At 72.6% G+C, this 18,410-nt stretch carries 21 protein-coding genes and 1 riboswitch; of the genes, 13 read left to right on the plus strand and 8 right to left on the minus strand.

Annotated elements, in window-relative coordinates:
- Positions 1-24: 24 nt before the first annotated feature.
- The 5 genes from IE136_RS21930 to IE136_RS21950 form a co-directional block, all read right to left on the minus strand.
- The gene (locus IE136_RS21930) at positions 25-780 is read right to left on the minus strand and encodes an urease accessory protein UreF (protein WP_158985065.1); all 756 of its coding nucleotides are present in this window, start codon (positions 778-780) and stop codon (positions 25-27) included.
- Positions 780-2,501 carry an urease subunit alpha gene (locus tag IE136_RS21935; RefSeq protein ID WP_189601175.1) on the minus strand — a complete coding sequence of 574 codons (1,722 nt, stop codon included), beginning with the start codon at positions 2,499-2,501 and terminating at the stop codon, positions 780-782. Before IE136_RS21935 ends, IE136_RS21930 begins: the two co-directional genes overlap by 1 nt.
- Positions 2,494-2,844: an urease subunit beta gene (locus IE136_RS21940; protein WP_189601176.1), complete on the minus strand. Its 351-nt coding sequence runs from the start codon at positions 2,842-2,844 to the stop codon at positions 2,494-2,496. The genes IE136_RS21935 and IE136_RS21940 overlap by 8 nt, the downstream gene beginning before the upstream one ends.
- Before the next feature lie 16 nt (positions 2,845-2,860).
- Positions 2,861-3,163 carry an urease subunit gamma gene (locus IE136_RS21945; protein ID WP_158985071.1) on the minus strand — a complete coding sequence of 101 codons (303 nt, stop codon included), beginning with the start codon at positions 3,161-3,163 and terminating at the stop codon, positions 2,861-2,863.
- A gap of 231 nt (positions 3,164-3,394) precedes the next feature.
- Entirely contained in the window at positions 3,395-3,682 is a 288-nt protein-coding gene (locus IE136_RS21950) for a type II toxin-antitoxin system Phd/YefM family antitoxin (protein ID WP_158985073.1), read from the minus strand.
- A gap of 78 nt (positions 3,683-3,760) precedes the next feature.
- Here IE136_RS21950 and IE136_RS21955 point away from each other — a divergent pair, with 78 nt between their 5' ends.
- The 3 genes from IE136_RS21955 to IE136_RS21965 all read left to right on the plus strand — a co-directional run bounded on the left by IE136_RS21955 (position 3,761) and on the right by IE136_RS21965 (position 5,686).
- Positions 3,761-4,381 carry a ClpP family protease gene (locus IE136_RS21955; RefSeq protein WP_189601177.1) on the plus strand — a complete coding sequence of 207 codons (621 nt, stop codon included), beginning with the start codon at positions 3,761-3,763 and terminating at the stop codon, positions 4,379-4,381.
- A gap of 7 nt (positions 4,382-4,388) precedes the next feature.
- Positions 4,389-4,694 carry a hypothetical protein gene (locus IE136_RS21960; RefSeq protein ID WP_189601178.1) on the plus strand — a complete coding sequence of 102 codons (306 nt, stop codon included), beginning with the start codon at positions 4,389-4,391 and terminating at the stop codon, positions 4,692-4,694.
- A 394-nt stretch (positions 4,695-5,088) separates the two neighbouring features.
- A riboswitch (cyclic di-AMP (ydaO/yuaA leader) is annotated at positions 5,089-5,206 on the plus strand.
- A 3-nt stretch (positions 5,207-5,209) separates the two neighbouring features.
- Entirely contained in the window at positions 5,210-5,686 is a 477-nt protein-coding gene (locus IE136_RS21965; RefSeq protein WP_158985079.1) for a C40 family peptidase, read from the plus strand.
- 69 nt (positions 5,687-5,755) lie between these two features.
- Here the strand turns inward: IE136_RS21965 and IE136_RS21970 are convergent, their stop codons facing one another.
- Entirely contained in the window at positions 5,756-6,385 is a 630-nt protein-coding gene (locus IE136_RS21970) for a LysE family translocator (protein WP_189601179.1), read from the minus strand.
- 73 nt (positions 6,386-6,458) lie between these two features.
- Here IE136_RS21970 and IE136_RS21975 point away from each other — a divergent pair, with 73 nt between their 5' ends.
- Positions 6,459-7,376: a LysR family transcriptional regulator gene (locus tag IE136_RS21975; protein WP_158985083.1), complete on the plus strand. Its 918-nt coding sequence runs from the start codon at positions 6,459-6,461 to the stop codon at positions 7,374-7,376.
- A gap of 15 nt (positions 7,377-7,391) precedes the next feature.
- Here the strand turns inward: IE136_RS21975 and IE136_RS21980 are convergent, their stop codons facing one another.
- Both IE136_RS21980 and IE136_RS21985 read right to left on the minus strand, forming a co-directional pair.
- Positions 7,392-7,820: an ATP-binding protein gene (locus tag IE136_RS21980; protein ID WP_158985085.1), complete on the minus strand. Its 429-nt coding sequence runs from the start codon at positions 7,818-7,820 to the stop codon at positions 7,392-7,394.
- A 222-nt stretch (positions 7,821-8,042) separates the two neighbouring features.
- On the minus strand, positions 8,043-9,296 hold the full coding sequence (locus IE136_RS21985; protein WP_158985087.1) for an 8-amino-7-oxononanoate synthase: 1,254 nt from the start codon (positions 9,294-9,296) through the stop codon (positions 8,043-8,045).
- 144 nt (positions 9,297-9,440) lie between these two features.
- Here IE136_RS21985 and bioB point away from each other — a divergent pair, with 144 nt between their 5' ends.
- The 9 genes from bioB to IE136_RS22030 all read left to right on the plus strand — a co-directional run bounded on the left by bioB (position 9,441) and on the right by IE136_RS22030 (position 18,330).
- Positions 9,441-10,775, plus strand: coding sequence for a biotin synthase BioB (gene bioB / locus IE136_RS21990; protein ID WP_189601180.1), 1,335 nt, complete (start codon positions 9,441-9,443; stop codon positions 10,773-10,775).
- Positions 10,768-12,048, plus strand: a complete 1,281-nt coding sequence (locus IE136_RS21995; protein WP_189601181.1) for an adenosylmethionine--8-amino-7-oxononanoate transaminase — start codon at positions 10,768-10,770, stop codon at positions 12,046-12,048. The genes bioB and IE136_RS21995 overlap by 8 nt, the downstream gene beginning before the upstream one ends.
- A gap of 456 nt (positions 12,049-12,504) precedes the next feature.
- Positions 12,505-13,233 carry a dethiobiotin synthase gene (gene bioD, locus IE136_RS22000; RefSeq protein ID WP_189601182.1) on the plus strand — a complete coding sequence of 243 codons (729 nt, stop codon included), beginning with the start codon at positions 12,505-12,507 and terminating at the stop codon, positions 13,231-13,233.
- A gap of 51 nt (positions 13,234-13,284) precedes the next feature.
- Positions 13,285-13,629, plus strand: a complete 345-nt coding sequence (locus tag IE136_RS22005; RefSeq protein WP_158985095.1) for a VOC family protein — start codon at positions 13,285-13,287, stop codon at positions 13,627-13,629.
- A 67-nt stretch (positions 13,630-13,696) separates the two neighbouring features.
- Positions 13,697-14,362: a class I SAM-dependent methyltransferase gene (locus IE136_RS22010; RefSeq protein ID WP_189601183.1), complete on the plus strand. Its 666-nt coding sequence runs from the start codon at positions 13,697-13,699 to the stop codon at positions 14,360-14,362.
- Positions 14,363-14,414: 52 nt separating this feature from the next.
- Positions 14,415-15,278, plus strand: coding sequence for an LLM class F420-dependent oxidoreductase (locus tag IE136_RS22015; RefSeq protein WP_158985099.1), 864 nt, complete (start codon positions 14,415-14,417; stop codon positions 15,276-15,278).
- 88 nt (positions 15,279-15,366) lie between these two features.
- Positions 15,367-15,804, plus strand: coding sequence for a GNAT family N-acetyltransferase (locus IE136_RS22020; protein ID WP_158985101.1), 438 nt, complete (start codon positions 15,367-15,369; stop codon positions 15,802-15,804).
- A gap of 172 nt (positions 15,805-15,976) precedes the next feature.
- Positions 15,977-17,314 carry a hemolysin family protein gene (locus tag IE136_RS22025; protein ID WP_158985103.1) on the plus strand — a complete coding sequence of 446 codons (1,338 nt, stop codon included), beginning with the start codon at positions 15,977-15,979 and terminating at the stop codon, positions 17,312-17,314.
- On the plus strand, positions 17,311-18,330 hold the full coding sequence (locus IE136_RS22030; RefSeq protein ID WP_158985105.1) for a hemolysin family protein: 1,020 nt from the start codon (positions 17,311-17,313) through the stop codon (positions 18,328-18,330). Before IE136_RS22025 ends, IE136_RS22030 begins: the two co-directional genes overlap by 4 nt.
- Positions 18,331-18,410 lie beyond the last annotated feature (80 nt).

Here is an 18,410-nt window from a genome sequence, read left to right on the forward strand (position 1 = left end):
GCTCTCCTGGGGTGTGCTGGGCGCTCAGGACGCGAAGAGGCGGACGGGCCAGGCCGCGTGCTGCTCGGCGGTGATGTCGAGGAGGGGCGCGGACGCGGCGGGCAGGGCGTCGAGGCCCTGCCGGGCGGCGGTCGCGGCCACTTCGGCGACCCGGTCCATCTCGGGGGCGAGGCGGGCGAGGACGGCGGTGGCCTGGAAGGGGTCCAGGCCGAGGAGGCGTACCACGGCGGTGGCGGGGCCGCCGACCGTCTCGTAAGCGACACAGTGGGCGGCGTCCTCGGGGCCGAGACCGGCGGCGCGGGCGGCGGCGCCGAGGACGACGGGCTGATGGGCGCCGCGCGGGAACGCGGCCGCGAGCGCGTCGAGTTCGGGGCAGGGCCAGGCCGCGCGGGCCGCCCGCATCATCTGCCGGCCGAGCTTGCGGGCGACGGTGCGCAGGACGGGTGACGGGGTCCGGGCGTCGGCGGCCTCGTCGAGCGCGTACGGGTCGAGTCCGAGCGCCGCCGCGGCGGCGAGGCCCGCCGCCGTGAGACCGCTGGTGTGCAGCCGGCCCCGGCAGAACGCGGCGAGGCTCGTCGCGTCCGTGATGCGGCCGGCCTTGACGGCGGCCTCGGCCCCGCCGGAGTGGGCGTGCCCGCCGGCGGGGAAGCGGCCGTCGGCAAGCACGAGGAGGGCGGCGCGGCCCCCGGCCGCGGCCCGTGGTGCGGGTCCGGGTGCCGGTGCGGCCTCCGTCCGGGCGGGTCCGGCGGTGGCTGGCGGGATCGTCGGTGCGGTGATCATCAGAAGAGGAAGTAGCGCTGGGCCATGGGCAGTTCGGCGGCGGGTGCGGGCTCGACCGGCTCGCCGTCGATCGTCACCGTGAAGGTGTCGGCGTCGACCTCGACCCGAGGCAGGGCGTCGTTCTCCCGCATGTCCGCCTTGGTGACCCGGCGGGTGCTGCCGATCGCCACGAACGCCTTGCCGACCCCGAGCCGTTCGGGCAGGTCGTCCTCGATCGCGGCCCGGGCCGTGAAGTTGACCGATCCGGCGGCCGCCGCCTTGCCGAGCGCACCGAACATCGGACGGGGCAGGACGGGCTGCGGGGTGGGGATGGAGGCGTTGGCGTCGCCCATCTGGGCGTAGGCGATCTGGCCGCCCTTGATGACGGTCTGCGGCTTCACCCCGAAGAACGCCGGATCCCACAGCACCAGGTCGGCGAGTTTGCCCGGCTCGACGGAGCCGATGAGGTGGTCCATGCCCTGGGCGACGGCGGGGTTGATCGTGTACTTGGCGACATAGCGGCGGGCCCGGTGGTTGTCCGCGCGGCCGTCGCCGGGCAGGGCGCCCCGGCGCTTCTTCATGACGTGCGCGGTCTGCCAGGTGCGCATGATCACCTCACCGATGCGGCCCATGGCCTGGGAGTCGGAGGAGATGATCGAGATGGCGCCGAGGTCGTGGAGGACGTCCTCGGCGGCGATGGTCGAGGGCCGGATGCGGGACTCGGCGAAGGCGAGGTCCTCGGGCACGGCGGGATTGAGGTGGTGACAGACCATCAGCATGTCGAGGTGTTCCTCGACGGTGTTGAGGGTGTGCGGCCGGGTCGGGTTGGTGGAGCTGGGCAGGACGTACGGCTCGGAGACGACGGTGATGATGTCGGGCGCGTGCCCGCCACCCGCTCCCTCGGTGTGGTATGCGTGGACGGTACGGCCCGCGATGGCGGCGAGGGTGTCCCCGACGAAGCCCGCCTCGTTCAAGGTGTCTGTATGGATGGCGAGTTGGGCGCCGGTCTCGTCGCAGACGTTCAGGCAGGCGTCGATGGCGGCCGGTGTCGCCCCCCAGTCCTCATGGATCTTGAAGCCGAGCGCTCCGCCCCTCAGTTGGGAGTGCATGGCCTCCCGGGACATGGTGTTGCCCTTGCCGAGCAGACCGATGTTGACGGGGAAGGTGTCCAGTGCCTCGAACATCCGGGCCATGTGCCAGGGGCCGGGGGTGATGGTGGTGGCCTTCGTCCCCTCGGCCGGGCCCGTGCCGCCGCCGACGAGGGTGGTGACGCCGGTGGCGAGCGCCTGGTCGACGAGGGTGGGCGAGATGAAGTGGACGTGGGCGTCGACGGCGCCCGCGGTGAGGATCTTCCCGTTGCCGGCGATGACCTCCGTCTCGGGGCCGATCACGAGGTCGGGGTGGACGCCGTCCATGGTGTCGGGGTTGCCGGCCTTGCCGAGAGCGGTGATCCGGCCGTCGCGGATGCCGATGTCGGCCTTGACGACGCCCCAGTGGTCGAGGACGACGGCGCCGGTGATGACGGTGTCGGGCGCGCCCTCGGCGCGGGTCGTCCGGGCTTGGCCCACCGACTCCCGGATGACCTTGCCGCCGCCGAAGACCGCCTCGTCGCCGGCGCGGCCGGGGCCGCCGCAGCGGTCCTCCTCGATCTCGACGAGCAGGTCGGTGTCGGCGAGCCGGACGCGGTCGCCGGTGGTGGGGCCGAACAGGTCGGCGTAGACGGCGCGGTGCAGGTCAGGCACGGTCGCCTCCGTCGGCGTCAGGGGTGGCGGAGGCTCCGTCGAGGGGGCCCGCGGTCTCGCCGCGCAGGCCGGGGACGACCCGCCGGCCCCTGAGGGGGACGAGTTCGATCTCGACGGGGATGCCGGGTTCGAAGCGCACGGCGGTCCCGGCGGCGATGTGCAGCCGCTGTCCGCGCGCGGCGGCGCGGTCGAAGTCGAGGCCGGGGTTGGCCTCGGCGAAGTGGTAGTGGGAGCCGACCTGGACGGGCCGGTCCGCGGCGTTGAGAACGGTGAGGCGGGTGACGGGGCGGCCCTCGTTGAGGGCGACGGGGCCGTCTCCGTGCAGGATCTCTCCGGGAATCATCGGCGCGCCTTCCCCGTCAGAGGATCGGGTCGTGGACGGTGACGAGCTTGGTGCCGTCGGGGAAGGTGGCTTCGACCTGCACGTCGTGGATCATCTCCGGGATGCCGTCCATGACGTCCTCGCGGGAGAGCACCTTGCGACCGGACGCCATGAGCTCGGCGACCGTACGGCCGTCCCGGGCGCCCTCCAGGATGTGGGAGGTGATCAGGGCGACGGCCTCGGGGTGGTTGAGCCTCACTCCGCGCGCTCTGCGCTTCTCGGCCACGTCCGCCGCCACATGAATGAGCAGGCGTTCCTGCTCGTGCGGGGTCAGTTGCACGCTTCCACCTCACAGTCGTCCACCGGGCGGGTCTCCCGGACAGCAGCGGACGTTACCGATCTTCAACGCTCTGTTGAGCTGCGGCGACGGGCTGCCGGGCCAGACATTGCACGTTAGGGCGCAAGTTTTTCCGGCGCGTTAACTGTGGCTTTGCGTGCCCATGGTCATGACCCCGGGCGGGACCGCATACCGCGGCCGCGCCGCGTCCCGGAGGCGGGTCGTATACGGCCGCTACGTGCCGGGCTCGCGATGGTGGGCGGCGATGCCGAAGCGGCCCTGTTCGCCCGGAGCTGACGCGGCGCCGCCGATGCGGGAGACCGAACTGATCACCCGCTCCTCCGCCGCTTCACGCTCCCGGGCCTCCGCCTCCTCGAGTCGTTGCAGGTCAGCGGCGGAGACGAGCGCCACGAGCGGCTTTCCGTGCCGGGTCACGACCACCCGCTCGTCGCCGTACACCACGCGGTTGATCAGGTCGGCGAGCTCTGCCCGTGCTTGCGTCACCGGAATCTCGTAGGCCATGCTCCTCATCTTACGGTCTGTACGTCCTGTACATTTTTACCGAGCGCGAAGCCCCCGCGCGGCAAGGAGTGATGCACCATGCACGCCCGCTACGTCCTGCCCGAGTTCACCGAGCGCACCAGTTTCGGCAGCCGGACCCTCGACCCCTACTCGAAGCTGCTCGAGGAGCGGATCGTCTTCCTCGGGACCCCCGTCGACGAGACCTCGGCCAACGACGTCATCGCCCAGTTCCTCCACCTGGAGTACGCCGACCCGGACCGGGACATCTCGCTTTACATCAACTCCCCCGGCGGTTCGCTCAGCGCCATGTCCGCGATCTACGACACGATGCAGGTCGTCACCTGCGACGTGGAGACCATCTGCCTGGGCCAGGCGGCCTCCACCGCCGCCGTCCTGCTCGCGGCCGGAGCGCCCGGCAAGCGGCTCGCGCTGCCCGGCGCCCGCGTGGTGCTCCAGCAGCCCTCGATGGGCGAGCCGTTGCAGGGACAGCCGAGCGATCTCGACATCCAGGCGCGAGAACTGCTGCGGCTGCGCGCGATGGTGGCCGGCATGCTCGCCACCCACACCGGCCGGAGCCCCGAGCGGGTCGACGCCGACTTCGACCGGGCCACCGTCCTCGACGCCCCGGCCGCCGTCGCCTACGGCCTGGTCGACCACGTGATCCAGAACCGCGGGGCGGTCGGCGGCGGGGGCCGGTGACCCGGACATGGCCCCCGAACTGCCGCCGTTGCCCGCCCTCACGCGTGCCGAGGGCGAGTTCATCGCCGCCTATCTCGAGGTGGTCGACCTGCTGGGGAGGATCAATCCATCCAGAACGTCACATACTTATGGGGCCTTGCGAGCCGCCCAGACGCTGGTGAGCCGGGCGACGGCGCTGCGCGACGCACTGACGGTGATGCACGCGCGCGGCGAGAGCGAGGTGCACGCGGAGACCCTGGCCCGCGCGCTGCGCGTCCTGGGCGGGGAGCGCCGGACGGACCGGGTCACCCTCCCGGGAGCATCGATGAGTTGACATTCCCGCGTGTCGTGTCGAGGTCCACTCGGACCAGCGAAGCCGCAGAAACCCTCCCTCGTTCGGCGTAGTAGATGAATCGACTTATGTACGGGGTGAGTTGCGCAGCGGGTGTACACATCTGGTCGAATCGGCTGCTCCAGCCCTGGTACGGGGCTCGTAGGCGAACCTTCCGAAGATCACGAAACATGTCTGTCCACCCGAATGGATCAGTCGTGAGGAGCCTCACATATCGCCGTTTCAACTCGGTTTTCGACCAGGTTGTGGGTCAAGATCCCTGACGACGACAAGCCCCCGCCACCGCGGCGGGGCGGTCCGGGCGGACGCCGAGTCCTGCCGCTGTCCCGGATGTCTGGTCGACAGGAGTGGATCGGCAGGAGTGGAGGACCCAGGCAGTACGGGACGACCGAGCAGTGGGGCCGTTCCTCGGGGTGAAGCCGCAGCCGCGGCCGGGCAACTTCGCCAGCCCGAACCCGACAGGTCATCCTTCACAGGCGGCTGACGAAGGGTTGCGCATGACTGCGCAGATTCATGTCCCGTCCCTGTTCTCCCGGGCCGGAGCCGTCTCGGCTCTCACCCTCGCCGCCGTCGGCGGGACGATGCTGGCGCCAGGCGCCGCACCGGAGGCCCAGGCCGCCACCTCGTACGCGGGCAAGGCCCTCGACGTGGCGGCCTCGAAGAAGGGATCGCCCTACAAGTACGGAGCGGCCGGCCCGTCCCGGTTCGACTGCTCGGGGCTCACGCTCTACTCGTACAAGAAGGCGGGCAAGTCACTGCCCCGAACCGCGCAGCAGCAGTACAACAAGACCCGGCACATCTCCGCGTCCAGCCGGCAGAAGGGGGACCTGGTCTTCTTCCACTCCGGCGGGAGGGTGTACCACGTGGGCATCTACGCCGGCAGCGGCAAGATCTGGCACTCTCCGAAGAGGGGTTCCTGGGTGAAGCTGGACAAGATCTGGTCGTCCAAGGTCTATTACGGCCGGGTCCGCTGACCCACTGACCGACGACTGATGTGCCGAGGGGTGCGGGGGCGCCACCGCACCCTCTCGCGCGGGTCCCGCTCACTTCCCCGCGAGCGGGGCCGACAGGAGCGTCAGCCCCAGGGCGGCCAGCGCGCCGCCGGTCACCCCCTGCACGGTCCGTGCCTGCCGTGGACGCCGCAGCCGGTGGCCGAGGCGGTCCACGAGCACGGCGACCAGGGGAAACCAGAGCAGAGCCAGCACCACCACGATCGACGCCAGCATCAGTGTGCGCGGCAGCACCGCGGCGCCGTCCGGTACGAACTGGGGCAGCAGACTCAGAAAGAGCACCGGTGCCTTGGGGTTCAGCACATTGGTCAGGAACCCCCGGCGCAGTGCGCGCCCGGCCCCCGCCTCCCCCGCGGTGTCGGCCGGCGTTCTCCCGGTCGCCCGCAGGGCGCCGCGCAGCGCCTGGACGCCGAGACAGAGGATGTACGCGCCGCCCGCGATCTGCAGCACGCGGTAGAGCACCGGCACGGCGATCAGCACGGCCGCCAGGCCGGCCACCGCCAGCGCCGTATGGACAAGGAGTCCGCCCGCCACCCCGACGGCGCAGGCCAGCCCCGCGCCCCGCGAGGCGAGCGCACTGCGTACCACGACCGTGAAGTCGGCGCCCGGCATGGCCACCATGCCCGCCGCGACGCCGATGAAGGCGATCAGCTGTCCGTCCATGGGCCTCAGCGTGCACCAGCCCAGCCTTTAGCATGTATGTGCAATCTTCTGGGTCGGTCCAAAGGAATCCTTTATGCAGGATCTGGTGCGGCTCGCGGCGCTGGTGGCGGTCGCCGAGGACGGTTCCATCACCCGGGCCGCCGCCCGTCTCGGATACACCGCCCCGGCGCTCTCGCAGCAGCTCGCGAAGCTGGAGCGGGAGGCGGGTGCGGCCCTGCTCGTACGCCATCACCGCGGCGCGCGTCTGACGGCGGCGGGCGAACTGCTCGTCACACGGGCGCGTCGGGTCCTGGACGAGATGGACCGGGCCCGTCACGAACTGGCTCGGCTCAGCGGCCTCTCCGGCGGGCGGCTGCGGGTCGGCACGTTCACCACGGTGGGCATCCATCTGCTGCCACCGGTGCTCAGCGCGTTCCGGCGGGCCCATCCGGACGTGGAGATGACGGTCGCCGAGTACGAGCCGCCGGGCGGGGTGCTCGCCGTGGCCGGGGGCGAGGTGGATCTGGCCCTGACCCATGCCTACGAGCCGGCGCAGTCCGCTCCGCTGCCGCCAGGGGTCGAACTCGAGCCCTTGCTGGCCGAGGAGTTGGTCCTGGTCACCGCGCCCGGTCACGTACTGGCCGGTGGCTCGGGCCGGCTGCCGATCGAGGAGCTGGCGGGCCAGCCGTTGATCAGCAGCGCGCCGGACCACGCACCGCGACGGGGGGTCGAGGGCGAGCTCGCCCGGATCGGCGCGACCCCGGCGGTGGTCTGCCGCACGCCGGGATACGCGCTCGTGTGCGCGCTGGTCAGCGCCGGGCTCGGAGTGGCGGTCGTGCCGGAGATGGTCGCCGCGATGGCGGCGACGCCGCTGGGTGTACGGGCGTTGGAGCCGACGTCGTTCCGGCGGACGATCTCGGTGGCGCACCGCGGCACGGAGTCGGGACCTGCGGCCCAGTCCCTCCGGGCCCTTCTGCGGGGTGGTTTCGCACGGGCGTCGCCGGCCCGGTGACGGACGCCGTCGTCGTCAGCCGGCGGCGGCCGTCCACGGGAGGTCGATCCAGACGGTCTTGCCGCCCTGGTCGGTCGGCGTGACCGACAGGCGGCCGCCCGCCTCGGCGGCCAGGAAGCGGATGATGACCATGCCCCGGCCGTTGTCCTGCTGCACCGCCGCGGGGAGCCGCCGGGGCGGGCGCGGATGGCTGTCGGTGACGCCGATGCGGAGCTGTTCCTCGCGCTCCAGACGGATGTCGACGGTGAACGTGGGCGACTGTCCGAGAGTGTGCTGGACGGCGTTGGTCGCCAGCTCCGAGACGATCAGCCGGACCGTGTCGGCGGTGTCACTTCCCCCGGCGAGCCCCCAACCGCTCAGGACGTCGGCGACGTACCTCCGGGCGGCGGGCACCGAGGCGGGATCGCTCGGCAGAGTGACGGTTGCTTCCTGGTGGTCTGCCATGGCGACGCTGTCCCTTTCCCACCGGAGCCCCGCCCCGGATTGCGCTTCGCGTCAGAGTGCCACCGATCGTGCCGCTCTGGGCGGCGATCCACCAAGATATGTGTACATCTGTCGCTCGAAGCGTTGAACTCCGCTATGTGAGAGCGGCGTTGGCACGCCTACCGGCGCCGTGGCTGTGGGTTGCGGCGGCGCGCGCCGCCGGCCCGCCGCCGAGTGGCCGCGTCACACGGCCGGTGCGGTCCGCACGATCGTGGCGACCGCGCGCTCGATCTCCGCGCCGGTCAGATCCGCCCGTGCCGTGAGTCGCAGCCGCGAGATGCCGTCCGGCACCGACGGCGGCCGGAAGCAGCCCACGGCCAGCCCCTGCTCGCGGCAGTCGGCCGCCCATCGCAGCGCCGCCTCGGGTGACGGGGCGCGGACCGAGACGACGGCCGCGTCCGGCCGGACGGCCGTCAGGCCCGCTTCGGTGAGCAGCGTGTGCAGGGTGGCCGCGACGGTGCGGGCGCGCCGGGCGAGCGCGGGTTCGCCGTGGATCAGCCGCAGGCTCGCGAGCGCGGCTCCGGCGGCGGCCGGGGCGAGCCCCGTGTCGAAGATGAACGTACGGGCCGCGTTGACCAGGTGCTCGACGACCCGGGCCGGGCCGAGGACCGCTCCGCCTTGGCTGCCCAGCGACTTGGAGAGGGTCAGGGTGGCGACGACGTCCTCGTCGCCCGCGAGTCCGGCCTCGTGCAGGGCTCCCCGGCCACCGTCACCGAGCACGCCCAGACCGTGGGCGTCGTCCACGACGAGCGCGGCGCCGTGCGCGCGGCAGGCATCGGCCAGCTCCGCCAGCGGGGCCCGGTCGCCGTCCACCGAGAAGACCGAGTCGGTGACGGCGAGGGCCCGGCGTCCCTCGTGCGCCCGCAGGGTCTTGCGTACCGCCTCGGGGTCGGCGTGCGGGACCACCGTCGTCTCGGCGCGGGAGAGGCGGCAGCCGTCCACGATCGAGGCGTGGTTGCCGGCGTCCGACACGATCAGCCCGTCACGGCTGCTCAGCGCGGTCAGCGCGGCAAGGTTGGCGGTGTAGCCGGAGGAGAAGACGAGGGCTGCCTCGAATCCGCAGAAATCGGCGAGTTCGCGCTCCAGCCGGGTGTGCAGCCGGGTGGTGCCGGTGACCAGCCGCGATCCGGTGGAACCGGCGCCCCAGCGCCGGGCCGCCTCCGCGGCCGCCTCGGTGATCTCGGGGCGGCGGGTCAGGCCGAGGTAGTCGTTGCTCGCCAGGTCGAGCAGCTCGGACTCGGCGGCGCGCGGCCTGAGCGTGCGTACGAGACCGGCGCGCTCGCGGCGGCGCGCCTCGGCATCGGTCCAGTCGAACGCGGTCCGGCGCGTGACCTCGGCCCGTACGGCCTCGTCAGGCGCGACCTCGTCGCGCACAGCCTCGCCGGACGCGGCCCCGCCCCGCGTGGCCTCGTCGCGCGTGTCCTCGTCCCGGTACATGGGGCAGATCCTTTTGTAGGCAGCGCACAGACCCTAACCGCCCGCGGCCGAGGTCAGGGTGTGGCCATGCACACACCTCAATCGGCCTCGTTTGTTCGGATCCTCCTTGGCCCCGGGGTGTGCCGTAGGCCAGGATCAGCCCTTATGGACCTGCTGAACACGCTGGTGGACAAGGGGCTGCGGCGCGAACTGCCGAGCCGTGAAGAAGCGCTCGCCGTGCTGGCGACCTCCGACGACGAACTGCTCGATGTGGTGGCCGCGGCCGGCAAGGTGCGCCGTCAGTGGTTCGGGCGGCGGGTGAAGCTCAACTACCTGGTCAATCTGAAGTCGGGGCTGTGTCCCGAGGACTGCTCCTACTGTTCGCAGCGGCTCGGCTCCACGGCCGGGATCCTCAAGTACACCTGGCTGAAGCCGGACGAGGCGTCCCAGGCGGCCGCCGCCGGTGTGGCGGGCGGCGCGAAGCGGGTCTGCCTGGTGGCGAGCGGCCGCGGCCCGACCGACCGTGACGTGGACCGGGTCGGCAAGACCATCGAGGCGATCAAGGAACAGAACGAGGGCGTGGAGGTCTGCGCCTGCCTCGGTCTGCTCTCGGACGGCCAGGCGGAGCGGCTGCGGGAGGCCGGAGCCGACGCGTACAACCACAACCTCAACACGTCCGAGGGGACGTACGGGGAGATCACCACCACCCACACCTACGCGGACCGGGTCGACACGGTGCAGAAGGCGCACGCCGCCGGTCTGTCCGCCTGCTCGGGTCTGATCGCGGGCATGGGTGAGAGCGACGAGGACCTGGTCGACGTCGTCTACGCCCTGCGCGAGCTGGACCCGGACTCGGTGCCGGTCAACTTCCTGATCCCGTTCGAGGGCACCCCGCTCGCCAAGGAATGGAACCTCACTCCGCAGCGGTGTCTGCGGATCCTGGCGATGGTGCGGTTCGTCTGCCCCGACGTGGAGGTACGGATCGCGGGCGGCCGCGAGGTGCACCTGCGGTCGATGCAGCCGCTGGCGCTGCACCTGGCGAACTCGATCTTCCTCGGCGACTACCTGACGAGCGAGGGCCAGGCGGGCAAGGCTGACCTGGACATGATCGCGGATGCGGGCTTCGAGGTGGAGGGCGCGGGTACGACGACGCTGCCCGAGCACCGGGCCGACGCGCTCGCCGCGGCGGGCGGCGGCTGCGGCTCGCAGGCGAAGGCCGGGGCGGGCGGTGGCTGCGGCTCGCAGGCGAAGGCCGGGGCGGGCGGTGGCTGCGGCTCGCACGCGGAGGCGGGCGCGGGCGGTGGCTGCGGCTCGCACGCGGAGGCCGGGGCGGGCGGTGGCTGTGGGCCGTGCGGCGGTCCCGGGCCCGAGGCCGCGAACCCGACGACGGAGCCTGTCGCCGACGTACCGGAGCCTGTCGCCGAAGTCCCGAACGCCCGTACCGACCTGGTGGCCGTCCGCCGCCGGGGCGCCGGGACGGACCTCGCGCCCAATGCGTAACAGCGAGTTGCTCGCCCTGGACCGGGCGCACGTCTGGCACCCGTACGGCCCCATGCCGGGCCGTACGGACCCCCTGGTGGTCGCGTCCGCGTCCGGGGTACGGCTCCGGCTCGCCGAACCCGTCCACGGGCAGGCCGAGTTGATCGACGGCATGTCCTCGTGGTGGTCGGCCGTCCACGGCTACAACCACCCGGTGCTCAACGAGGCGGTGCGCGGCCAGCTGGACCGGATGAGCCACGTCATGTTCGGCGGTCTCACCCATGAGCCGGCCGTCCGGCTCGCCGCCCGTCTGGTGGAGATCACCCCCGAGCCGCTGCGGCACGTCTTCCTCAGCGACTCGGGCTCGGTCTCCGTCGAGGTCGCGGCCAAGATGTGCCTGCAGTACTGGCGCTCGGTGGGACGCCCCGGGAAGCAGCGGCTGCTCACCTGGCGGGGCGGTTACCACGGTGACACCTGGCAGCCGATGTCGGTGTGCGACCCCCAGGGCGGAATGCACGAGCTGTGGTCGGGCGTCCTGCAGCGCCAGGCCTTCGTGGACGCGCCGCCCGTGGAGTACGAGGAGTCGTACGCCGAACTGCTGCGGGAGCGGATCGCGGAGCACGCGGACGAGCTGGCCGCGGTGATCGTGGAGCCGGTGGTCCAGGGCGCGGGCGGGATGCGGTTCCACTCCCCCGCGTACCTGCGCGTCCTGCGCGAGGCCTGCGACGCGCACGACGTCCTGTTGATCTTCGACGAGATCGCGACCGGTTTCGGCCGTACCGGTGCGCTGTTCGCCGCCGACCACGCCGGGGTCTCACCGGATGTGATGTGCGTGGGCAAGGCGCTGACCGGTGGTTATCTGTCGATGGCGGCGACGCTGTGCACGTCGCGGGTGGCCGAGGGGATCTCGCGCGGCGAGGTCCCGGTCCTCGCGCACGGGCCGACGTTCATGGGCAATCCGCTGGCCTCGGCGGTGGCCTGCGCCTCGATCGACCTGCTGCTGTCGCAGGACTGGGCGGTGGAGGTCAAGCGGATCGAGGCGGGGCTCCGCGAGGGGCTCGCGGAGGTGGCCTCGGTGCCGGGCGTTCTGGACGTCCGGGTGCTCGGCGCCATCGGCGTGGTCCAGCTCGACCACCCGGTCGACATGGCCGCGGCGACCGAGGCGGCGGTGCGGGCGGGTGTCTGGATGCGGCCGTTCCGCGACCTGATCTACGTCATGCCGCCGTACGTGACCGGCGACGAGGACCTGGCCCGCATCTGCGCCGCCGTCCGCGCGGCCGCGGCGGCGGGCTGACCTACCGGGCGGCGCGGCTGCGGCAGCCGGTCACCGACCGGGGCGCGCTGCTACGGCAGCAGGAACCGGCAGTTGGGCGCTGCCTCGGCAGACGGTGACCGGTCCCGGTCGGCGCTGCTGCGGCGTGGGGGACCGCCGCGCCGCTGCGGCAGATGGTGAACGGGCGGTCGCCGCTGCCGCGGCAGAGCGGGTGACGGACTCGGCGGCGGTGTTGCGGTCGCCGGTCAGCGGCCGGGCCGCGCTGCTGCCGCAGCGGCTGACCGACTCGGTCGGCGCCACTGCGGCAGCCGTGACCGACCCCAGCCGCCCCGCGGCGGCAGCAGGTCACCGACCGGGCCACTCGCCCGGGGAACGAAAGGCCGGTCCCCACGGCCGGGCCCTCCGGGGCACGCTCGCGGGTCGGCACACTCGACCGCGCCGACGCGCGCGGACACGGAGAGAGGACGCGAACACACCATGGCCGTCATCGTCGTCAGCGGTACGGGCACGGAGATCGGTAAGACGATCGTGACGGCCGCCGTGGCCGCCGTGGCCACCGCGCAGGGCCGGTCGGTCGCCGTGCTCAAGCCCGCGCAGACCGGGCTCGAACCGGGCGAGCGAGGGGACGCGGACGAGGTCGTACGCCTCTCCGGGGCCGTGACCTCAACCGAACTGGGTCGGTTCCCCGAGCCGTTGGCGCCCGCCACGGCCGCCCGCCGGGCGCGTTCGGCGCCGGTGGGGCCCCAGGAGGTCGCCGAGGCGGCCACGAAGCTGGCCGCCGAGCACGACCTGGTCCTGGTGGAGGGCGCGGGCGGCCTCCTGGTCCGGTTCGACGACGACGGCGGCACCCTCGCCGACGCGGCCCGTCTGCTCGGCGCACCCGTCCTGGTCGTGACCCCGGCCGGGCTCGGCACGCTCAACGCGACCGCGCTCACCGCCGAGGCGCTGCGGGCGCGCGGCATCGAGCAGTTGGGCGTGGTGGTGGGCAGCTGGCCGGTCTCACCCGATCTGGCCGCGCGCTGCAATCTGGCGGATCTGCCGGAAGCGGCCGCGGCGCCGCTGCTGGGGGCCGTGCCGGAGGGCGCGGGCACGCTGGACCCGGCGGAGTTCCGGGCGCGCGCGGGCGAGTGGCTGGCACCCCCGCTCGGCGGGGACTGGGACGCGGCGGTGTTCGCCGGCCGGTTCGCTCCTGGCGAGCGGGCCTGAAACGCGCGGCGATTCCCTTGGAACAGCGCCCGGCATCCGTAGGGTGGACGGATGCGTGCACAGGTTCAGGAGATCGTTTTCGACTGCGCCGATCCGGCGCGTCTCGTCCGGTTCTGGGCCGGACTCCTCGGTGGGGCCCCGGTCGACCGGAACCCCGACTGGTCGTACGTCGACCCGCCGGGGTTCGTCCGGCTCGCGTTCCAGCGGGTGCCGGAGGGCAAGGCCGTGAAGAACCGGCTCCATCTCGACCTGGAGGTGGCCGGACTGGACGCGGCGGCCGACGAGGCGACCGGCCTGGGGGCGGAGCGGGTCGCGGAGATCGTCGCCGACGACCACGGGGCCTTCCAGGTGATGCGCGACCCGGAGGGCAACGAGTTCTGCTTCGTGACGGGCTGAGCGGCTCGGGACGGGGAAGAATCACCCCGTCCACGTCTGCGCCGTCGAGCGCCGCAGGAGGTCCGCGATGTCCCCGCGTTCCACCCGGGTCCCCCGGGACGCCGTCCACCATCCCCTCTTCGCCCGCTTCTACGCACGGTTCAGCGTCTCCGCCGACGAGAAGGGCGGCGTCGGGCCCCTCCGTACGGAGCTGCTGTCCGGCCTGTCCGGCCGCGTCATCGAGATCGGCGCGGGGAACGGCCTGAACTTCGCCCACTACCCCCGTACCGTCTCCGAGGTCGTGGCCATCGAACCGGAGCGGCACCTGCGGCAGTTGGCGGCCGACGCCGCCCTGCGCGCGGACGTCCCGGTGGACGTGGTGCCGGGCGCGGCGGAGGCGTTGCCGGTGAAGAGCGAGGCCTTCGACGCGGCGGTGGTCTCCCTGGTCCTGTGCTCGGTGCGGGACGTGCCGCGGGCGCTCGCCGAGTTGCACCGGGTACTGCGGCCGGGCGGCGAGCTGCGGTTCTTCGAGCACGGGGCGGCGCCGGGTCGCGGGATGGCCCGGGCCCAGCGGGCTCTCGACCGCACGGTGTGGCCGCGGCTGTTCGGCGGCTGTCACACGGCCCGTGACCCGCTCGCCGCGATCGAGGCGGCGTTATTCGAGCGCATCGCGCACCGCAGCTTCCTCGTCCCCGAGAAGGGTCCCCGACTTCCCACGTCCTTCTGTGTGTTGGGGGCCGCACGGCGGAGGTAGCGGACGGGGGCGTACGTTCGGACGGTCAACGACACCTACAGGGGGAGACGCCATGGCGTTACCGTTCCGCTTCGCTGTGAACATGCTCAGGCCGGGGACGGGCGAGGAGTGGCGGGAGCGCTGTCGCCGCGCCGAGGAGCTGGGCTACGACGTGATCCTGGTCCCCGACCACCTGGGGATGCCCGCGCCGTTCCCGGCCCTGGTGGCGGCGGCCGAGGCGACGACCCGGCCGCGGGTGGGGACCTTCGTGCTCAACGCGGGCTTCTGGAACCCGACCCTGCTGGGCCGCGAGGTCACCACGACGGACGCCCTGACCGGGGGTCGTCTGGAGCTCGGGCTCGGGACGGGCTATGTGCGCGAGGAGCACGAGCGGGCGGGCATCGAGTTCCTTCCGCCGGGCGCCCGCGTGGACCACCTGAGGCGTACGGTCGAGGAGCTGGACCGCGTCCTCGCCGCGGAGGGATCGCCGCGCCCTCCGCTGCTGATCGGCGGTAACGGCGACCGGGTCCTGCGTCTCGCCGCCCGGCACGCCGACGTGATGGCCTTCGCCGGCGGGCGCACCGAGGGCGGCCGCGTCACCGTGCTGGCCCCCAAGGAGATGGACGAGCGGGTGGCCGCGTACCGCCGGTTCGAGAAGGAGGCGGGGCGCGCCGCTCCGGCCGAGCTGAATCTGCTGCTCCAGCGGGTCGTCGTGACCGACGACCGTGCGGCGGCGACGGCGGATTTCCGTCCGTACGTCTCCCATCTGAGCGAGGAGGAGGTGCGGGAGCTGCCGCTGCTCGCCGTCGGCGGTGTGCGGGAGATCGCCGACCAGCTGCGTGAGCGGCGCGAGCGGTACGGGTTCTCCTATTTCACGGTCCTGGACGATGCCATGGAGGCCTTCGGCCCCGTCATCGAGGAGCTGCGCGGGAACTGAGTCCGCGGGAGCCGAGCCGTCGGCGCCCGTGGGCCCACATCGCGAAACGCGGTCGACGGGCCGCCGGGACGGTGGTGGGATGCGGTGCATGAACGACGTACGCATCCGGGCCGCCGCGGCGGCCGACCTCGACGCCGTGCTGGCCTTCTGGAAGGTCGCCGCCGAGGGCACCAGCATCAGCGACGACCGTGACGGGATCGAGCGGCTCGTCGCCCGCGACCCCGAGGCTCTGATCCTCGCGGAGCGCGGCGGCGAGCTGGCCGGCACGGTGATCGCCGGGTTCGACGGCTGGCGCTGTCACCTGTACCGGCTCGCCGTCCACCCGGACCATCGCCGCCGGGGCGTCGGCGGGGCGCTGCTCGCGGCGGCCGAGGAGCGCTTCGTCCGGCTCGGCGGGCGTCGGGCGGACGCCATGGTGCTCGATCGCAACACCCTCGGGCAGCACGCCTGGCGAGCGGCGGAGTACGGCCCCGAGGAGCAGTGGACCCGCTGGGTGAAGCCGCTGCCGGCCGCCACGCAGGGCTGATCAGCTGTGATCAGGGGTGATCAGCTGACTGCTTTGCCCACCCTTTACCATGGGTACTTCATTTCCCGACGACCGAAAGGTGTGAGCGTCCGCCCATGGGCGAGCCTCCCAGTACCAGTCGACATCGAGCGATCCCCGTGCCCCTGACTGATCATGGGACGGAGGTGAACCGATGATTGAAGTGCTTCTGCTCATGGTGGCGCTGCTGCTCTCGCTCGCGTGCGGCGCCTTCGTCGCGGCCGAGTTCTCGCTCACCACGGTCGAGCGGTCCGAGCTCGAGCGCGCCGTGGAGCGGGACGAGCGCGGCGCGGAGAGTGCTCTGAAGGCCGTCAAGTCCCTCACCTTCCAGCTCTCCGGCGCCCAGCTCGGCATCACGGTCACCAACCTGATCGTCGGCATGCTCTCCGAGCCCTCCATCGCCAAGCTGATCCGCGGTCCGGTCGAGGACCTCGGCCTGTCCCCCTCGGTCGCCTCATCGGTGGGCCTCGTCCTCGGCACCGCCCTGTCGACCGTCGTTCTGATGGTCGTCGGCGAGCTGGTCCCGAAGAACTGGGCCATCTCCTCGCCGCTGGCGATCGCCAAACGGGTGGCCACCCCCCAGCGGGTCTTCACGGCCGCCTTCAAGCCGCTGATCAGCCATCTCAACAACACGGCGAACCGGATCCTGCGCCGGATCGGCATGGAGCCGGCCGAGGAGCTGGCCTCGGCCCGTTCCCCGCAGGAGCTGGTCGCCCTGGCCCGCCACTCCGCCAAGCAGGGCGCGCTGGAGGCGGACACCGCCGAGCTGTTCGTACGGACGCTCAATCTGGCCGAGCTGACGGCGGAGAACGTGATGACCCCGCGGGTCCAGGTCACCGCGCTGGAGGTGCAGGCCACCGCCGAGGACGTCGCGAACGCGACCCGCGCGACCGGCCTCTCCCGCTTCCCCGTCTACCGCGGGAGCCTCGACTCGGTGGTCGGCATCGTCCACATCAAGGACGTCCTGGCCATACCGGCCGACCAGCGCCGGCTCCGGCGCATCGGGGACATGCTGCGCGAGCCGCTGCTGGTCCCGGAGACGCTGACCGTGGACCGGCTGCTCGACCGGCTGTCGGGCAAGCAGACCATGGCCGTCGTCATCGACGAGTACGGCGGCACCGCCGGCGTCGTGACGCTCGAGGACATCGTGGAGGAGGTCGTCGGCGAGGTGCGCGACGAGCACGACCCGCACGAGACGCCTGACCTCGCCCGGGCCGGCGTCGACGCGGACGGGCGCGTGCTCTGGTCGGCGGACGGCGCGGCGCGCACCGATCAGCTGGAGGCGATCGGTCTGCGGGTACCGGACGGCCCGTACGAGACGCTGGCGGGTGTCCTCGCCACCGAGCTGGGGCGGATCCCCGCCGTCGGTGACCGCGTGGAGCTGGCCGGCTGGCAGCTCGAAGTGGTGGACGCCTCAGGACGCCGGGCCGCTCGCGTGCTGATGCACGTGCCGCCCGCGCAGGACTCCGACACCGGGGAGGCGGGCCGATGACCGCGATCCAGTTGCTGATCGGCTTGCTGACCCTGGTGGTGAACGCCTTCTTCGTCGGCGCGGAGTTCGCCCTGATCTCCGTACGCCGCAGTCAGATCGAACCGGAGGCGGAGGCCGGGAACCGGCGGGCGCGCAGCGTCATCTGGGGTCTCGAGCACGTCTCCGCGCTGCTCGCCGCCGCGCAGCTCGGCATCACGCTGTGCACCCTGGTCCTCGGCATCGTCGCCGAGCCGGCCATCGCCCACCTGCTGGAGCCGGTCTTCGACGCGGTCGGCGTGCCGCACGGCCTGGTGCACCCGATCTCGTTCGTCATCGCGCTGGCCGTGGCGACGTACCTGCACATGCTGCTCGGCGAGATGGTTCCGAAGAACATCGCCCTCGCCGAGCCGACGCGCACCGCGCTGCTCCTCGGCCCGCCGCTGGTGACCCTCGCGCGGGCCCTGCGGCCGGTGATCTTCACGATCAACGCCTTCGCCAACGCGCTGCTCAAGCTGTTGCGCGTGGAGACGAGGGACGAGGTCTCGGCGACGTTCTCGGACGACGAGCTGGCCCGGATGGTCACCGACGCCGGTGTCGCCGGTCTGCTCGACGACCGTGCGGCGGAGCGGCTGCACGACGCCCTGGAGCTCGGCCGTCGTCCGGTGCGGGACGTGGTCATGCCGGTGGAGCGGGTCGTGTACGCGGCGGTGGGCACGACGGCGGAGGAGCTGGAGGCGCTGGCCGCGCAGTCGGGCTTCTCCCGCTTCCCGGTGGTCGACTCGGGGCGCCGGATCCTGGGCTACCTCCATGTGAAGGACGCCCTGGACGCGTCACCGCGCGATCTGCCCTTCCCCGTGTCGGCGCTCCGTCCGATCGCCCGGGTGCGGGCGGCCACGCCGATGGACGACGTACTGACGGCGATGCGCCGCAGCCGTACGCACCTGGCGGCGGTCCTGGACGAGGACGGCAAGCTGGCCGGCCTCGTCACGATGGAGGACGTGCTGCGCAAGCTCGTGGGGCGTCCGGCGCCGTCGTAGGGCCGGCCTGTCGTAGGGCCGGCTGTCACCGCATCACCGCAGCACCCGCAGGCGGGGCCCCGGGGGATCTTCGCCCCGGG

The organism is Streptomyces lateritius (genome assembly GCF_014649715.1).
In the GTDB taxonomy this organism is placed as follows: domain Bacteria; phylum Actinomycetota; class Actinomycetes; order Streptomycetales; family Streptomycetaceae; genus Streptomyces; species Streptomyces lateritius.

Bases quoted from the DNA above. Each gene is read 5' to 3' on its own strand.
- IE136_RS22030 (WP_158985105.1), top strand. From the start codon at position 17,311: ATGACCGCGATCCAGTTGCTGATCGGCTTGCTGACCCTGGTGGTGAAC.
- IE136_RS21955 (WP_189601177.1), top strand. From the start codon at position 3,761: ATGCACGCCCGCTACGTCCTGCCCGAGTTCACCGAGCGCACCAGTTTC.
- bioB (WP_189601180.1), top strand. From the start codon at position 9,441: ATGGACCTGCTGAACACGCTGGTGGACAAGGGGCTGCGGCGCGAACTG.
- IE136_RS21995 (WP_189601181.1), top strand. From the start codon at position 10,768: ATGCGTAACAGCGAGTTGCTCGCCCTGGACCGGGCGCACGTCTGGCAC.
- IE136_RS21950 (WP_158985073.1), bottom strand. From the start codon at position 3,682: ATGGCCTACGAGATTCCGGTGACGCAAGCACGGGCAGAGCTCGCCGAC.
- IE136_RS22025 (WP_158985103.1), top strand. From the start codon at position 15,977: ATGATTGAAGTGCTTCTGCTCATGGTGGCGCTGCTGCTCTCGCTCGCG.
- IE136_RS21975 (WP_158985083.1), top strand. From the start codon at position 6,459: ATGCAGGATCTGGTGCGGCTCGCGGCGCTGGTGGCGGTCGCCGAGGAC.
- IE136_RS22005 (WP_158985095.1), top strand. From the start codon at position 13,285: ATGCGTGCACAGGTTCAGGAGATCGTTTTCGACTGCGCCGATCCGGCG.
- IE136_RS21980 (WP_158985085.1), bottom strand. From the start codon at position 7,820: ATGGCAGACCACCAGGAAGCAACCGTCACTCTGCCGAGCGATCCCGCC.
- IE136_RS21930 (WP_158985065.1), bottom strand. From the start codon at position 780: ATGATCACCGCACCGACGATCCCGCCAGCCACCGCCGGACCCGCCCGG.
- IE136_RS22020 (WP_158985101.1), top strand. From the start codon at position 15,367: ATGAACGACGTACGCATCCGGGCCGCCGCGGCGGCCGACCTCGACGCC.
- IE136_RS21970 (WP_189601179.1), bottom strand. From the start codon at position 6,385: ATGGACGGACAGCTGATCGCCTTCATCGGCGTCGCGGCGGGCATGGTG.
- IE136_RS21960 (WP_189601178.1), top strand. From the start codon at position 4,389: ATGGCCCCCGAACTGCCGCCGTTGCCCGCCCTCACGCGTGCCGAGGGC.
- IE136_RS22010 (WP_189601183.1), top strand. From the start codon at position 13,697: ATGTCCCCGCGTTCCACCCGGGTCCCCCGGGACGCCGTCCACCATCCC.
- bioD (WP_189601182.1), top strand. From the start codon at position 12,505: ATGGCCGTCATCGTCGTCAGCGGTACGGGCACGGAGATCGGTAAGACG.
- IE136_RS21940 (WP_189601176.1), bottom strand. From the start codon at position 2,844: ATGATTCCCGGAGAGATCCTGCACGGAGACGGCCCCGTCGCCCTCAAC.
- IE136_RS21985 (WP_158985087.1), bottom strand. From the start codon at position 9,296: ATGTACCGGGACGAGGACACGCGCGACGAGGCCACGCGGGGCGGGGCC.
- IE136_RS21965 (WP_158985079.1), top strand. From the start codon at position 5,210: ATGACTGCGCAGATTCATGTCCCGTCCCTGTTCTCCCGGGCCGGAGCC.
- IE136_RS22015 (WP_158985099.1), top strand. From the start codon at position 14,415: ATGGCGTTACCGTTCCGCTTCGCTGTGAACATGCTCAGGCCGGGGACG.